This is a genomic window from Nocardioides sp. Root140 (genome assembly GCF_001426745.1).
In the GTDB taxonomy this organism is placed as follows: Bacteria; Actinomycetota; Actinomycetes; order Propionibacteriales; family Nocardioidaceae; genus Nocardioides.
This window is the reverse complement of sequence record NZ_LMFI01000011.1, coordinates 108,986-124,885: the sequence shown is the minus strand read 5'-3', so window position 1 is coordinate 124,885 and position 15,900 is coordinate 108,986. Positions and strand designations below refer to the sequence as shown.

General features: G+C 69.2%; 12 protein-coding genes and 1 pseudogene. 4 read left to right on the top strand and 9 right to left on the bottom strand.

Features of this window, described 5'->3' with window-relative positions; genetic code table 11:
- Window positions 1–19: 19 nt before the first annotated feature.
- Together ASD30_RS26715 and ASD30_RS19165 are read right to left on the bottom strand one after the other, a co-directional pair.
- A complete protein-coding gene (locus ASD30_RS26715; RefSeq protein WP_156393714.1) occupies window positions 20–790 on the bottom strand; it encodes a hypothetical protein in 771 nt (256 codons plus the stop codon).
- 8 nt (window positions 791–798) lie between these two features.
- On the bottom strand, window positions 799–1,386 hold the full coding sequence (locus tag ASD30_RS19165) for a DUF6318 family protein (RefSeq protein ID WP_056685586.1): 588 nt from the start codon (window positions 1,384–1,386) through the stop codon (window positions 799–801).
- Between the two features lie 152 nt (window positions 1,387–1,538).
- On the opposite strand from ASD30_RS19165, the gene ASD30_RS19160 reads away from it, so the two are divergent.
- Entirely contained in the window at window positions 1,539–2,393 is an 855-nt protein-coding gene (locus ASD30_RS19160; protein ID WP_162251016.1) for a matrixin family metalloprotease, read from the top strand.
- A 27-nt stretch (window positions 2,394–2,420) separates the two neighbouring features.
- Here ASD30_RS19160 and ASD30_RS19155 read toward each other — a convergent pair whose 3' ends face one another.
- A complete protein-coding gene (locus tag ASD30_RS19155) occupies window positions 2,421–2,888 on the bottom strand; it encodes a nuclease-related domain-containing protein (protein ID WP_056685581.1) in 468 nt (155 codons plus the stop codon).
- A 269-nt stretch (window positions 2,889–3,157) separates the two neighbouring features.
- Between ASD30_RS19155 and ASD30_RS19150 the strand changes: the two genes are divergently transcribed.
- Complete coding sequence (locus ASD30_RS19150) at window positions 3,158–3,646, top strand: hypothetical protein (RefSeq protein ID WP_056685578.1); 489 nt, start codon at window positions 3,158–3,160, stop codon at window positions 3,644–3,646.
- A gap of 46 nt (window positions 3,647–3,692) precedes the next feature.
- Here the strand turns inward: ASD30_RS19150 and ASD30_RS19145 are convergent, their stop codons facing one another.
- From ASD30_RS19145 to ASD30_RS19130, 4 genes are all read right to left on the bottom strand, one after another.
- Window positions 3,693–4,859: an NERD domain-containing protein gene (locus tag ASD30_RS19145; protein ID WP_056685575.1), complete on the bottom strand. Its 1,167-nt coding sequence runs from the start codon at window positions 4,857–4,859 to the stop codon at window positions 3,693–3,695.
- A 69-nt stretch (window positions 4,860–4,928) separates the two neighbouring features.
- Window positions 4,929–6,512, bottom strand: a complete 1,584-nt coding sequence (locus ASD30_RS19140) for an HNH endonuclease signature motif containing protein (RefSeq protein ID WP_056685571.1) — start codon at window positions 6,510–6,512, stop codon at window positions 4,929–4,931.
- A 179-nt stretch (window positions 6,513–6,691) separates the two neighbouring features.
- Complete coding sequence (locus ASD30_RS19135; RefSeq protein WP_056685566.1) at window positions 6,692–7,903, bottom strand: HupE/UreJ family protein; 1,212 nt, start codon at window positions 7,901–7,903, stop codon at window positions 6,692–6,694.
- On the bottom strand, window positions 7,900–11,436 hold the full coding sequence (locus tag ASD30_RS19130; protein ID WP_056685562.1) for a metallophosphoesterase: 3,537 nt from the start codon (window positions 11,434–11,436) through the stop codon (window positions 7,900–7,902). Before ASD30_RS19130 ends, ASD30_RS19135 begins: the two co-directional genes overlap by 4 nt.
- Before the next feature lie 203 nt (window positions 11,437–11,639).
- On the opposite strand from ASD30_RS19130, the gene ASD30_RS19125 reads away from it, so the two are divergent.
- Together ASD30_RS19125 and ASD30_RS19120 are read left to right on the top strand one after the other, a co-directional pair.
- Window positions 11,640–13,802, top strand: a complete 2,163-nt coding sequence (locus tag ASD30_RS19125; RefSeq protein ID WP_056685559.1) for an MMPL family transporter — start codon at window positions 11,640–11,642, stop codon at window positions 13,800–13,802.
- A gap of 27 nt (window positions 13,803–13,829) precedes the next feature.
- The gene (locus tag ASD30_RS19120; protein ID WP_056685556.1) at window positions 13,830–14,801 is read left to right on the top strand and encodes a helix-turn-helix domain-containing protein; all 972 of its coding nucleotides are present in this window, start codon (window positions 13,830–13,832) and stop codon (window positions 14,799–14,801) included.
- An 18-nt stretch (window positions 14,802–14,819) separates the two neighbouring features.
- On the opposite strand, the gene ASD30_RS27265 is transcribed toward ASD30_RS19120, so the two are convergent.
- Complete coding sequence (locus ASD30_RS27265) at window positions 14,820–15,173, bottom strand: hypothetical protein (protein ID WP_200951201.1); 354 nt, start codon at window positions 15,171–15,173, stop codon at window positions 14,820–14,822.
- 133 nt (window positions 15,174–15,306) lie between these two features.
- Window positions 15,307–15,705, bottom strand: a pseudogene (locus ASD30_RS28000) (lytic murein transglycosylase); the annotation flags it as partial.
- Window positions 15,706–15,900: the final 195 nt, after the last annotated feature.

Here is a 15,900-nt window from a genome sequence, read left to right as displayed (position 1 = left end):
GGAGATGGATACCTCGTCCCTACGGACCGTCGACCAGCGTCGGCTTGCCTTCGACGACGCGCAAGGGCACCGACGAGCCCTCGGAGGTGACCGTTCCGGACACGTCTCGCCACGGCCCTCCCCGCACCCGGAAGCGCGCCGAGTACGCCGTCGACACCTGAGGCTTCACGGTCACGTGCGCGTCGACGTACTCATGGCTGACGTAGGCGGTCATCGGCAGGCTCGCGTCGAACGCGACGCCCGGTCCGCTCGTCGTCTGGGTGGTGCCGTCGCCATGGGTCCAGGTGTACGACATGGGCGTGATCTCCAGGTCGACCCGGATTCCGAGGAGCCGAACCGAGCGCACGAATGGCTTCGCGTCGGTGTGGAAGATCGTCTCGAAGTTCACGAGGGTCTTGCCGCCCGGCGGCTGGATGACGATCGCCGGCTTCGGAAGAGTGATCCGCTGCAGTGCCCGCAGCACCATCACCTGTGTGATCTGCTGCTGTGGTGGCGCCTGGCACACGTCGCCCGTGTCGCCATCCGTGGCAACCGAGACGGATGCACACGCTGCACCATGAAGGGCCCACTTCATCAATTCTTCTGGTGTCGGCGCGCGCGTGGGGCAGGAGTTGGAAGTATCAGAAGTCTCCCCTCCAAGAGCGAACGCATCGAGAGTCGCCTCAGCGTGAACGACCTCGGATATCGCGCTCTTGTCGCACGGATCCCCGGCGGGTGAGCCTTGAGCATCAACAGCGACTGCGAGCGCGCACTGGCACATAGACATCACCGCCGCGATCACCGACGCCACCAGCCACCTCATCCTCCGTTGACCTCCAGCCAACCCACTGCCCATTCGCCCGAGTACTTGCGCAAATACAGGCGAAACCCTCGATAGCCCGGTGGCGTCGAGGAAAGAACTCGTCCCTGACGGTCAAGCTTCTTCTGGCGCGTCGCGTGGACCACGAGACCAATCATCCGAACGCTTGGTTGATCCGTATCCACAGCCTTCAAGGACGTGATCTTGTACTGGCCGCCCACCATGGACTTACCGTTCGCGTACCCCTCATCCACTGCCTCAACGCCACTGGAGCAAGGGGTGCATTTTTCTGAGTGCAGGGCCTTGAGGGGCTCGGTGTCGCCCGTCTCCTGGGCGTAGTTGACCATCGCGACCCAGTAGCGCGCGAAGGCCTGGGCAGCCTTGTCGCCTGAGCCCTCTGCCGCAGCAGGCATCGTCGGCGCAGTGATCGGCACAGGGGTGGTCGACTCGGAGGGCGAGGTGCTCGACGACGGCATCGTCACCGACGGGCTCGGCTCGTCCTTGGCGTTCGGCTCGTCGTCCGAGCACGCTGACAACGCCAACAACGGCAGGCACAGCGCCGCCGCAACCCAACGACGTACGACCATCGGCTCACCTTCCCGAGATTCAGCGCGACCCCAGAACCGTACGCAAATCGGACAACGGTTGGAAGTCCCAGGTCGCTGACCTGTGGACGAGCAAGGGACCGGACTTGGCATTCCGTGGAGAAGGCTTGGGTCGATGACCGAGAATGCTCAACGTGACGAGGGATCCGGACGACCGCGCTCGGAGAGCGCGCGCCCGCGAGCTCGCCCGGCTCATGAAGGAGCTCGACGAGGCCGACCGCAGGGGCGGCCTCGGCACCTGGCCTCCGCCTGCTCGACCCAGGCGGACGCACACCCGTCGGACCACGTTGCTGCTCTCCGGCACGATCACGCTGTTGGTGCTCAGCATCGTCGTCGCGCTCCATCCCGGACCTCAGGCCAGCGCGCTGCGCAGGGTCCTCGGCTTCGGCGACCAGCGGATCCTGGCCGCCCCCGACGTCCCGGACACCGGCGGGTCGTACCAGTTCGTCGAGACGCAGCGCGACGGCAAGACGCCGGTCGGCTACGACCCCTGCAAGAAGATCGAGATCGAGATCAATCCCGAAGACGCACCCGACGGATACGAAGAGCTCATCGAGGACGCCGCCCGCCACACCTCCTCAGCCACCGGTCTGGCCTTCGACATCGTCGGTACCACCGACGACCGGCCGACCTTCGAGCCCAGCGTTCCGCGACGGGAACCGGTGCTCGTCGCCTGGGCCTCGGAGGACGAGGTCGAGGAGCTCGCCGACGACGTCGCCGGCGTTGCCGGGAGCCAACGCACGACGGTCGGCGGCCGGCTCTACTACGTGACCGGGCACGTCGTCCTCGACACCGAGGTGTTCGGCGACGAGGACGTCGACCGCGACCAGTTGCAGGCCGTCGTCGACCACGAGTTCGGGCACCTCGTCGGCCTGGCGCACGTCGACGATCCCTCCGAGCTGATGTACGCCGAGAGCGTCGGCGTCACCCGATTCGGACCGGGCGACCTGCGCGGGCTGGCCCTGATCGGCCGAGTCCCCTGCCAGTAGGGACGCTCCGCGCAGACCCGACACGACCTACCGGCTCCACCACCGACCCGATCGCATCGAACGGGGCACCGCGGACGGCGGAAGCGTGGTCGGCGAGCGATGCTCGTGCCTCGCCACCGTTGCCTCGTCCATGGTCTCCGGGAGCGACGCGAGCAGCGCGACGAGCTTCGACGGAGAGCAGACCAGGACGTCGTCGGCCCAGGCCTCGATCGGTTCGTCACGTTCGACGCAGACGACAGCGGTCGCCTCGACCCCACCCATCGCCTCGGCGACCGCCCTCGCGGCCTCGGCAGCATCACCGATGACCTTGTCGCGGGTGCGCCCGTTCTGGCGCAGCAGACCGTCCTGCACGTCGACCCGTCCCGACCACCCGACGCGACGGATCACGAAGACCCCGCCCGGACCGAAGACGACGTGATCGATGCTCGCCCTCGGGCGGCCCGGCCACGCGACGTCGTGCAGTGCGACCCATCCCTTCGACAGCAGCGGCTGCATCACGGTTCCCGCCGTGGGTGCATCCTTCTTTTTCGCGCGCTCGCGCGTTCTTTCCCCTGTCATCCCCCACCTCCAATGACTTCTTCGAGGCTAGGACCGGCTGTCCTCGTCGTGTGCCGGAACGCCGAATTCCGCACAGGTATTGGGGTCTCGGTCTAGACCTCCGTCGTCGAACCCGGTGCCGCAACTGGTCTAGACAGGTGGGCCCGGTTGTCGGTGGCGCCGTGCAGAGTCCTCGACGTACAGACAGACAAACCGGGGGGTTTCACATGTGCAACACCGACTTCACCATGCCGCACGACAGCATCGAAGAGCTCGCGCCGACGGTCGGGCTCACGCAGCTCGAGTTCGCAGAGCTCTTCGGCGCCGACTGGTCGCAGGCATCGGGGCCCGTGTCCCACGACTTCGACAGCGACCCGTCCGGCGGGTACGACGCGGAGGTGACGCCGTGGCACATCTCCGGCGAGCCGCCGCTGCTGATGATCCGGGTGTTCCACCACGGGGTCTTCCTGGCGGTGCCGCACGGATCCTGGTCCTCCGTGAGCCGGCTCGAATACCAGCCGAGCCATCAGGTCTACCTGCCCCGCGCGGACTTCGCGACCGGCAGGGCAGAGGCGGTCGTCTACACCCAGCGCCTGCGCCGCAAGCGGGCGATCAGGTACTGCACGTTCTGCCATCGACCCACACCACCGGAGCTCCGGTTCGGCGACGACGTGTGCATGGGCTGCGCCTCGCGCTGGTACGCCGTCATCCACTGAGCGACCACGCACACAGCACTGCAGTGACCGACACGCTCGTCGACGATCACATCATCCAGCGAAGCTGCCCACTCGTCGCGTCGACCGTGACGGTGACTGACTTCGCCTTCGCGTCCTCGGGTACGGCGACGACGACCCGGCCGGCCAGCGCCTTGCCCGGTCTCACCCGTGGTCTGCCGGGAAACACCGCTCCCCCGGCCGTCACCGAGAGTCGGGGATCGGCTTCGTAGATCCGGCCGTCCACCGTCGCGATCGAGATGTCCGGCACACGCTTCGCGACCCAGGGCGTCGATCCGGTGTTCTCGAACCTCACGCGTACGACGACCAGGCGGCTTCCCTTGGCCGGCTTCACGCCACCAGTCCTGGCCATCTCGTCGACCGACCTGACCGTCACGGACAACTCCGGTCGTGCGCCGGCGCCTGGCACCTCGACAGCCTCGCCGACCTTCGTCACGTCGGGCGCCAACCCCTTGGTGAACAGGTCGACCACCGCCGTGCCCAACCCGGGCGCCGCGACGGCCAGCACCCCCAGGCACCCGAGAGCGACCGCGAACCTGACCAGGGCGGAGCGCCTCCGGCGCCTCGACCGGCTGCGGAGTGCGACGCGTCGCCTCGGCGTACGCACGCCGACACCGTTGGCAGCCTTCAGCTTCGTGGCCCGGGGCCCGGTCGCCGGCGGCAACGCGACGATCGCGTTCCTGGCGAAGCGGTCCACTGCCTCGCGATGCAGCGTCGGAGGTCGTGCGGCCAGCAGCTCTGCGACGTTGTCGGTGGAGCAGACCAGGACGTCGTCCACCCAGCCCTCGAGCGTGGTCTCGCCGGTGAAGCAGAGCACGCCCGTGACCGGCACTCCACCGAGCGCGGCCGAGACCGCGCGGGCCGCCTCCGCGACACCGTCCAACGCGCTCTCCCGGGAGCTGCCGTTCTGCCGGAGCACCCGGTCGCGTACGACGACCTCTCCCGACCAGTTCTTGCTGTCGATGACCAGGACGCCGCCCGGACCGATCGCGACATGGTCGATGTTGGCCCGCGGCCGGGCGGGCCAGGCGACGTCGTGGCGCACCACCCAGCCCTGCGCATGCAGCGGCTCGAGCGCCTCCGCAGTAGCCCGCTCGCCCTGCGCGCCGCGCTGGTAGCGCTCTCCCGCGCGTTTGTGGCGTGCGGCCTTCTCGAACTGCCGGCGTGCTTGGTCGCGCGCAGACTCCCCAGCCATCGCACCCCCGGTGCTTCGTTTCCAGGAGGCTAGAACGCATCAGCCCGGCGCGTGGCGAAATGCGAGAAGTCAGAACTCAGGCTCCGTCGAGCACGCCGGCGCGTGCGGGTCGGGGACTCCGGCCCAGTCACGCGGGTCGAGGTCGGTGGGGTCGTAGTCGGGATCGAGCCAGGGCCAACCACTGTTCTGGCTGGTCACCGCGATCCGTTGGTCGATCTGGTTCATGATCTGGTCTCGCCACCGCCGTCTCGGCGGATCGCCGGGACCGGCAAGCGGATCGGGATCATCCGGCTGCCCCACGTCGTCCGGGGGCCGCGTGTGCAGGCATCCGTCGAAGTCACCACGGACGTCACCGGGACGAGTCACCTCACTCGTGCCGGTCGCGTCACGGAGGTAGCGGTGCCCATGCGGTGAGGTCCACAACCACGTGCCGACCTCGACAGCGTGATAGCCCCACCCCGTATGAGTCTTGAGGCGATGGTGACGCCGACACAACGGCGCCAGATTGCAGGAACAGGTGCGCCCACCGGCCCCGTGCGCCACGACGTGGTCGCAGTCGCACGCCCGGGCCGGGCGAGTGCAGAACGGAAACACACAACACCCGTTGACCCCCGCAACCTGCGCCTTGAGCCGCTCGGGCACCTCGTAGGAACCCACCATCTCGTGATCAGCCAGGTCGATGACCGGACGCACCGTCACGCGGGTGTCGGCGCGGGCGGCCCACTCGGCGACCATCGCCGCCGCCACCGGCTGGTCACCCCGCTCGAACCGACCGACCGGGGCGATCCCATGCACGGCATCGGCGGAGAGGTGCATCACGATGGTCATCTGCTTGCGCCGCGGCTTCGGTGCCTCCTCGCCCTCCAACAGGGCCAACGCCCGGGCCGGGTCGGCGAGGATGCCGACCGCCAGCGCGCGGCGTACGTCCAGGGGCTCCTCGCAGCCGCCGTCGGCGAGGGCTTGGGCGAGGGCGGTGACGGTGTCGTTGAAGTCGTAGGCGTCCTTGAGGTCCGCCGAGATCAAGATCGACGCGACCCCACCCGCGGAGACACCCTCCAGGAGCCGCACCTGGCGCTGGTCCAGGGCCGCGGCCCGCTGCTTCTCCCGCTCCAACGGGTAGAGCTTCAACAGCGCCTCGTCGAGCAGCTTCTCCAGCTTGATGAACCCGACCTTGTGCACGATCGGGTGCACGTGCTCGTCCACGAACACAGCCACATCGTCGGGCTGCCCGATCGTGGTGGCAGCAACCCGACGGGCCCGCCACGCGGTCACCTCCCCGGCCAACAACCGCGACCAGGTGCGCTCGCACCGGTGCCGCAACTCCAACGCCTCATGGATCAACCGCTCACCCGCCGACGTCGACAACCCGAGGGCCGCAGCGAACTCCGCGACCGCCGCCCAGTGCACCAGGGGCAGGCACTCGGCCGCCTCCTCACCGAACGCCGCATCGGCCACCACCTCGGTGGGGTGCGTGTCGGCCCACTGCACCGCACGGAGCAGCAGCACCCGCTCCGCGTCATCGGCCAGCCCTCGCGCCCGCACCGCGTCGGCCAGCACCGCACCCGCACCTCCGTCGCCGGGCAACGCCTGCGAGAGCGCGCCCGACCCGTGACCGGCGGTGGCCGGGAACGGGGTGTCGAAGGTGGTGGTCATGGCAGCAATTCTTCCCGAGATCACCACCGAATGACAGGGGTGCAACTCAATCTGTGGAGAACTATTTCCGCAGGTCAGACCCACAATGGCCGTCCCACAGGGTTCTGTGGAGAACCCACTCCCAACACCCCCTCACGTCACACCAGACCCAGGTTCTCCACACTCGATCCACAGGCTCGTCATGCCCCGAGCCATGGCAGCGCGCCGGCGACATGGTCGCCCGTCACCGGGAGCCGCTGGACCACCCAGACGCTGCCGACCAGGATCACCGCCACGGCCACGCCCGTGAGCACCGGCCGCTCGAGTTTCGTCCGCCGCAGCGCAAGGATCACCGGGAACGCAAGCAGGATCAGGCCCACCTGGGCCACTTCGATCCCGACGTTGAAGGCGAGCAGCGACCACACCAGCTCCCACGAGCCGGGCTCGTCGATGCCCAGCGCCGACGCGAAGCCGAGCCCGTGGAGCAGGCCGAAGCCGAACGCCACAGGCAGTTGCCAACGGCTGTGTGGTCTCGACACTTCGGCCTGGCGCCCCGGCTGGCTCGACCACCGAGAGGACACGAGACCGAGCACTGCCACGACGACGATGGACAGGGCGATGACGGGTTCGACGAGCGCGGGCGACACGGTCACCAGGCCCAACGACCCGAGAGCGAACGTCACGCTGTGCGCGACGGTGAACGCCGTCGCGGCCAGCAGGACCTCCCGCCAGCCGCGCACCCCCAGCAGCAACGCGAGGAGGAAAAGCAGGTGGTCCGGTCCGAGCAGCAGGTGCTCGGCACCGAGCTTGCCGAACTCCCACAGATGCCCTGCCCTGCTTGACGATGACGGGGTCACCGAACCTTCGGGCGCATCGGTCACGTCGAGCTGCGGGTTGCCCGGGTCGAGCGTGACCGCGCCGGTGTGACCGTCGACGTCATAGGTGAGCACGGTCTTCGTGCTGTGCACGAAGTTCTCCTCGTCGGGAAACAACGAGGAGTAGAACGCATGCCGCGCCTCACTGGAGGTCGGGCACGCGTAGTCGATCGACAACCGCACGAAGGCGCGGTCGTTCCGCGAGGTGATCGAGCCCGTTCCGTCGGTGCGACCTACGCACCGCTGGTCACCGTTGGCGACCTGGAACCGCTCGACCACATAGGTGGAGACGGCCTCGAAGTTCTTGCCCAGCTGGCGTTCCTGCTCCGCCCGGTCCGTCGCGCGGTAGGCGTCGGCGTACAACCAGGCCGACTTCATCAGCAGGTCGTACTCGAGATCGAGCACCACCCGCACGTCGGAGCCGGAGCCGGTGACGTCGGCGTACGCCGTGGAGGTGGCGTCGTGCGCCACCGCCGGCGAGGTGAAGAGCCACCCCGCCAGCGGTGCCAGCAGCAGGAGCAGGAGGAGACGCCTCATCCGGCCAGGAACTCCAACCCTGCAAGGGCCTTCGACGGACGACCCTTGGCGTCGGCCGTGGCGAACACCTGCGGCCGTGAGGTGTTCACACCGCCACCGGACGAGGTCGACGTGACGATCCAGGCGTACGCCGTGTCGGGGCGCAGGCCCTGCCACGTCACCGAGGCGACCTGGCCGGAGGGCACCGTGACCTCACCGACCACCTTGGTCGGCGAGTAGAGCCCCAGCGACTCGGTGGAGAAGCTGGTCGTGCGCGAGCCCAGCTCGACCGGCAGCACCATCGTGTCCTCGCGGCCGTCGTAGCGCTTGAGCGGATCGAACTCGGTGGCGCCGAAGTCGTCGAGCAGCGGCGAGTAGGTGTCCACCGACATCTCGCCGCGGTCGACGTCGAACTGCAGCATCCGGAAGTAGCTCGCCCCGAACCGCAGGCCCTGGTCGGGCTGGTAGCCGCCGATCTCGTCCAGGCCGAGCATCGACGCCGGCGTCTCGTAGAACTGGTAGTCGGCCAGCAGCTCGACCACGTTGTTGCCGACCACGCCGACGTCGGGCTTCACGTTGGTGGCCACACCGTGCTCGTGGCCCGCGAGGATCAGGAAGACGTTGGGGTTGTCGAGCACCAGCGTGTTGTAGAGCAGCGAACCGTCGGGCGCGGAGAACGTGCCGTCACGACCGTCCGGCTTGGTCGACGGCTTCAGGTAGTCGTGCGAGAGCAGGATCGCGTTGCGGTCCGCATAGCGCTTGAAGACGCCGTCGGCCCACTCGGCCTCCTCGCGCGTCACGCCGTACGACAGCCCGACCACCACGAAGTCCTGGCCACCGGCGGAGAACAGGTCGAAGTGGTTCTGGTTGTCGCCGGCCTTCCACGGGCCGCCGTACGACCCGTTCTTCCAGCGGGTCGCGGACTCCTCGTAGCGGTCGGGACCGTAGTACTGGTTGTAGATCGCCTCCGGCCCGTCCTCGCGGCCGGACTGGTTGTCGTGGTTGCCGGCGATGACACCGTTCGCGACTCCCGCGTCATCGAGCACCTTCTGGTGCTCGGAGGAGACCTCGAACTCGCCGACCACCTGCTGCTCCATCTCCTCCGTCGCCGGCGGGCGGATGTTGTTCTCGATGATGTCGCCGGTGTGCGCGACGTACGCGATCTTGCGGGCGTCGGCGTTGTCACGGATCCAGCGCGCGACGTCGCCGTACGCCTTCGACCAGACCGCGCGCTCCTCGGCAGTCTCCTGCTCGACGGCGCCCTCGGAGAGGTACTGCGTGTCGGTGTAGTGGACCATCGAGAAGTCGTACGTCGACGGGTCGTCGAAGCCGGTCCGGTCCGTGGCGTCGAGGTCGTCGGCGAACGGGTCCTCGCCGGTGACCATCACGTGCACGGTCTTGCCGTCGACGTACTGACGGCCGACACCGGCGTTGAGCAGCGTGTTGCCGTCGACCGCGCCGCGTACGGAGTCGAGCGGGTCCCACGTGCGGGTGAGCAGGTTCCAGGCGCGCAGGGTCACGACGCGGGTCGGGTCGGTGACGCCCTCCCAGCGCAGGACCGGTGCCTCACGGGTGGAGGTCACCTGCACGTCGAAGCGCTGGTAGGAGACGTCGCCGCTGGCCACCGAGTCGAGCGCGCCGTTGTTGCCGGGCTCGAGCACCCGGGTGTCGCCGACGTTCTTCTCGCCCGGCACCTTCAGGGTCGTGGGCACCTGCGGCGCCTCGCCCTGCCAACCGCTGCGCGGCGTGAGGATCTCGGCGGCGGAGAACGTCGCGTTCACCTCGCCGCCGTCGGGCTCGGCGACGCGGGCCTTGAGGTCGACCGTCGTGCCGAGGTCGTTGTCGCCCGAGGTGGGCGAGAGGTCCTTCGCGTCGTCGGGGATGCCGGCCGAGGTGAACACGACCGTGCGGTCTGCCTTGTTGCCCAGCGAGTCCGTCGCGGTCAGCGCGATGGTGTGCTCGCCCGCGGAGAGGCCGGGGCCGACCAGGTCACCGGCCGCGACCGGCTTGCCGTCGAGCGTGACCGCCGGGTCGCCGAGCACGCCGGAGTCGTCGGACAGCTCGAGGGACAGCGGCACCGAGGTGGTGATCTTCTTCCCTGCCTCGGGGGTGCTGCCGGTGATCTCGGGGGCGGTGTTGTCGGTGACCAGGGTGCGGGTGGCCGCCTCGCCCGTGCTCGAGGTCGCGCGCACCGTGTGCGTGCCGTCGTCGACCGTGGTGGTGTCGAGGTCGGCACGGACGCCCTGTGCCGCGGCGCCCTCGATCTGGAACTTCAGCACGGCCTCGCGCGGCCTGGTGCTCGAGCCGCAGTTGCCGTCGCCGAGGTCGTACTTCGGTTGTACGCCGACCGCCGTCGCCGTACCCGTCGCGGGAGCCAGCGAGATCGACGAGATGGTGAAGTCGTCACGGTTGTCGCCACACGTGCCGGGGTAGGTGCCGGTGACGAAGCGGATCACGTTCTCCCCCGGCTGCAGCCACTCGTTGGGGATCACCAGCGGCACCGCCTGGCTGACCCAGTCGCCACCGACGTCGACCGGCATGCCGTTGACCGTCAGGTAGTTCTTGTAGCGGGCCTCGATCGAGTTCGTGCCGACGGTGAAGGTGAAGGTGGCGTCACCGGAGCCGAGGGTCGGCGTCGTGGGCAGCGCCCGTCCGTCGACGGTGAGCGTGTCGACCGACGTGTCGCCACCGACAGGCAGGTTGGCGAACACCTGCTGGGTGCCGCGCGTCAGGTGACCGTCCTGCGGCGTGATGTCCGGAGCACCGGCGGGCGCGTTGTTCACCGTCACCGTGTGCGTCACCGACTCGCCGGTGAGGGTCGTGGCGGTGATCTCGTGGCTGCCGTTGTCCAGCTCAGTCGTGTCGAGCTCGGTCTCGAGGCCGGTGGAGGCCTTGGGGTCCCCGGTGATGAAGAAGCTGAGGCTGGCCTCCTTCACCCGAGCCGTGTTGGTGCCGCAGGAGCCGTCGCCGAGCGAGTAGTTCCACTCGTTCTCCTCGCCGTTCGCGCTCTCGCCGAGCAGCTCGAGGCGCACGTTGGAGAGGTCGTAGTCGTCGTAGTTCGTGCCGCACGACGTCTCGATCGCACCGACCTTCAGCTCGACGGTGTTCTCCCCGGTCTTCAACCAGGTGTTGGGAATCGGCTCGCGCACGGTCTCGCTGACGTGGTCGCCGAGATCGATGCTGTGCTCCCCGTTGATCACCAGCTTGCTGCCGTAGCGCGCCTCGATCGAGTTGTCGGCCACCTCGAAGGTCAGCATCGAGTCGCCGTACGTCGTCTCGGCGTCGAGCTTCTCACCGTCGACGGCGAGCGAGGTGACGTCGTCCTCGGCAGCGGTCGGCGTGCTGGCGACCTTCTGGGTGCCGGCGAGATAGGCGCCGTCCTTCGGGGTCAGGGTCGGGGCTGCGCCGACCTCGGGCGGGGTCGGGTCGGCATGGGCCGTGGACAGCAGGCCCAGCGACGGGGCGGCACTGGTCAGCGGAACGGCGACCAGGGCGAGGGCGAGGGAGAGACCTGCGAATTTCGAGAGTGACCGGCTGGACGCGATCGTGCGCATCGGGCATCAATCTTCCGAGTGAGGGATGATGCCGCTGACGCTTTCGTCAGTTGGTGAACACAAGGGATCAACCGCGCGAACCGTGGATTCTTGTTGCGCGAACCTGCAGTCGTTGCGCCTCGAACCGGCAGTTCCTGCGGTTCCTCCCGCCACCGGCGAAATTGGTTGGCTGACCCACCTGTCTTCCGGCTAGCGTTTGCGCCATGTTCGGTGCTCTCGGTCGACTCGTGTCGCGTCATCCCTGGTATGTCATCGCCACGTGGGTGGTGATCGCGATCGTGGTGGTGCTCACCGCGCCGGCACTGACCTCCACCACCGACGAGTCGGAGTTCCTGCCCGACCACTACGAGTCGATCAAGGCCGCCAACCTGCAACAGGAGGCCTTCCCCGACGCCACCACACCCGGCGCGATCCTGGTCTTCGAGCGCAAGGACGGCGCCAAGCTGACCGATGCCGACGTCGCCGACGTGACCACGATCGGCAAGGAGCTCGGCCCGAAGCTCGGCGAGAAGACCTTCGCCCAGCAGGTGGCCACGGTCGGCGCCGACGGCAAGCCCTCGGTGTCGGCCGACGGGCAGATCGCGATCGGCTTCATCGGTCTGGCCGACAAGGCCAACGGCTTCGACACCCAGGCGATGGACGACGCCAAGAAGATGCGCGACGACCTCGAGCCGCTCACCAAGGGCACCGACCTCGAGGTGAAGAGCACCGGCGCGGCCGCGCAGAGCCTCGACTCCCAGGAGTCGAGCGAGTCGACGATGGCCATCGTCGGCATCGCCACCGTGGTGCTGATCGTGCTCCTGCTGGCGATCATCTTCCGCAGCGTGATCATCTGCCTGATGCCGATCGTGGTGGTCACGGTCGTGTCGCTGATCGCCACCGGACTGATCGGTGCCGCGAACGAGGCCTTCGACCTCAAGGCCGACTCCTCGATCCAGGTGATCCTGATCGTGGTGCTCTACGGCATCGGCACCGACTACATCCTCTTCTTCCTGTTCCGCTATCGCGAAAGACTGCGCCAGGGCGACGAGACCCGATCGTCTGTGGTGCACGCGCTCGAGCGCGCCGGTGAGGCGATCGCGTCGGCCGGTGGCGCCGTCATCGTGGCGTTCCTGGCGCTGCTGCTCAGCTCACTGAGCATCTTCCGCTCGATCGGCCCAGCGCTGGCGATCGCCGTGGCGGTCACCCTGGTCGCCGCGCTGACCCTGGTCCCTGCCGTGGTCACGGTCCTCGGACGCTCCCTGTTCTGGCCGTCGAAGAAGTGGCGCAAGGAGCCCGAGGCGGCCCACTTCGGCAGCGTCGGCAAGGCCCTCGGACGCCGGCCCGGCGTGTTCGCCGCCGCCTCCGGACTGGTGCTGGCCGCGCTCGCGGTCTTCGGCCTCCAGTTCAACCCCAGCTTCGACTTCAACTCCAGCCTGCCCAAGGGCGTGGAGTCGACCGAGGCGATCAACACCTTCCAGGACCACTTCGCCGCCGGTGCCAGCGACCCCGTCCCGGTGCTGGTGACCAGCAAGGACGGCGGAGCACTCGACCCGGCCGCGGCCGACGCCGTCGGCGCTGCGCTGAAGGACGCCGAGGGCGTCGACCAGGTGCAGGGCCCGCAGCTGTCGAAGGACAAGGCCACCGCGCAGTTCTCGGTGATCCTCGACCACGACCCGGCCTCCGACGAGGCGCTGGCCGACGTGAAGGGTCCGATCCGTACGGCGGTCCACGACGCCGCGCCGGAGGGCACTTCGGCGTACGTCGGCGGCACGCCCTCGGTCTTCGCCGACCTGCAGAAGGCGATGGCGCGCGACTACTCCGTGGTGTTCCCCGTCGCGGCCCTGGTGATCATGCTGATCCTGGCGATGCTGCTCCGGAGCCTCGTCGCGCCGTGGTACCTCATGCTGGCCGTGGGACTGGGCTTCGGCGCCACCCTGGGGGCGACGGTGATCGTGTTCCAGCACATCCAGGGCGAGCCCGGCCTGATCTTCATGCTGCCGATCTACATCTATCTGTTCGTGACCGCACTGGGCACCGACTACAACATCTTGATGGTGGCGCGACTACGCGAGGAGGCCCGCGAGGGCCGCAATCCACGCGATGCCGCGGCCGAGGCGGTCCGGCACGCAGGTCCGACGATCGCCGCGGCCGGCGTGATCCTGGCCGGCACGTTCGCCTCCCTCATGCTCGGCGGCAACTCGCTGATCGTGTCCATGGGCTTCGCGCTGTCGTTCGGCATCTTCGTCGCTGCCTTCGTGATGGCGATGTTCTTCACGCCGGCGCTGACCGCCCTGGTCGGGCACGCCGCGTGGTGGCCGGGCCACGGCGACGAGAAGCGTGAGGAGACCGTCGCACCCCGCGAGGAGGTCGCGGCCCGGGACTGAACGGTCCCGAGGTGCGACCATGACGAGATGCTCGAGTCGATTGGTGTCCCACCGGACGACGAGGCGCTCTACCGCGAGTTGCTCTCCCGGAGTGAGGCGTCGCTCGACGAACTGTCACGGGCACTCGACCGCGGGAGGTCGAGCGTCCAGGGCTCGCTGACCCGGCTCGAGGGCCTGGGCCTCGTGCACCGGCTGCCCGGTCGTCCGTTGCGGATGCGGGCGGCCCGCCCGGACGTCGCGATCGACGTGTTGGTCAGCAGGCGCCAGGAGGAGCTGGCCCGCGCCCAGTTGGCGGCCCGCGACCTGCTCTCGGTGATGCCGGCGCAGGAGCGCCACCGTCCCGAGGACATCGTCGAGGTGGTGGTCGGGCGGGAGGCGATCGCGTCTCGCTTCGAGCAGGTGCTCACCGGCACCCGCGAGGAGCTGCTCGTGCTCGACCGGCCGCCGTACGTCGCGGACGCGCAGAGCTCCGACTCCTCGGTCCGCTCACTGTTGCGCGAGGAGGTGACGGTGCGCGGCATCTATGCGCCCGAGGCCCTCGAGCTGCCCGGTGCTCTCGAGGCTGCCCAGGACGCGGCCCGGGCCGGCGAGCTGTCACGGGTGCACGCCGACGTGCCGATGAAGCTGGCCATCGGGGACCGGGCCGTGGCGATCCTGCCGGTCGGCGTGGACGAGGCGGTCGAGGCCGCCCTGTGCATCCGCCCCTCTGCCCTGCTCGACGCACTCGTCCAGCACTTCGACCTGCTCTGGGACCAGGCCACCCCGCTCATCGCGCCCGAGGCCGACCCCCATGTGAGCGACCGGCAGCTCGCCGCGCTCTTGGCCTCGGGCTCCAAGGACGACGTGCTGGCCCGCCACCTCGGCACCAGTACCCGCACGCTGAGCCGGCGGATCTCCGAGCTGATGAACCGCCTGCACGTGCGCACCCGCTTCCAGGCCGGCGTGCAGGCGGTGCGCCTGGGCTGGCTGCCCGACGACGACCGCCCGCCGCCGGGCTGAGCCGGTCAGCCCGGGCCGTCAGCGCGCGACGTACCAGGCCCGGACGATCGTCTGGTCCAGCGTGGAGCCCGCGGTGTCGGCCGCGTGCAGCCGGAGCGAGACGTGGCCGGTTCCGCGTGGCAGCTCGACGTGCCAGCGTCCACCAGCACGCCCGGTCGCCCGGGCCGCGCGCCACGTGCGCCCGTCGTCGTACGACGCCTCGACGGTGACGTCGCTGATCGGCGACGCCGCCGCGCCCGGCGCGTGGGCCAGCCGGACGTCGAACCCGACCGGTCGGGGACCGCGGGCGAGCACCCGGTTGCGCAGGTCGACATCGACGTCGTAGTCGGCCAGGATCACCGGCCGTGCGGGCCGCAGGAGTGTCGCAGGCACACAGGGCCGGCATGTCGTCAGGGATCCGTACGCCGCCGGGCGGGGTGTAGTCGGGCACCTTCGAGGCCTGCTTCTCGTAGCGCTTCTGCAGCGCCAGCACCGTGCTCACGAAGCGCTGCGCCCGGTGGTACGTCGCGAGCGCGACGCGCAGCTGGGCCGGCTTCTTGAGCTTGCGGCCGTCGGCACACAGGAACACCGCGGCCCCGAGGGCGGCGTCGTCGATGTCTTGCGGGTTGCGCCGCTGGTCGCCGTCGGCGTCGACCGCCACGGTGCTCCAGGTGGTCGGCATCAGGGCGAGGGCGCCGACGGGCGCGTCCCAACGCTGGTTGCGGTCGAGGGTGCCGGCGTCGGTGTCGGCGAAGGTGCCCAGCCCGCGTCGGCCGTTGAGCACGTGACCGACGATGGCCGGCCTGGCGACGCCTGCCTTGGTGAGCCGGTGCTCGAGCTTCGCCCCGCGGGAGTGGTTGGACTCGACGCGACCGATGGCCGCCAGAGTGAGCCAGTCGAGTTGGCACGACGACGCGGCGTTCATGACGGCACTCGCGCGCTGGTACGCCGCCACCGCGACCTCCGGGGCCTTGGCGATCGAGCCGGGGTAGGACCTCGGGACGCCGACGGCCTCTCGGCGTACGTGCGCATTGGCCTGCACCTCGGCGCCATCAACGCGGGCCGCCTCGAGCGCCGCCGGGAGCACCGCGACGCCATCGGTCGGCGGCGACTGCGACGA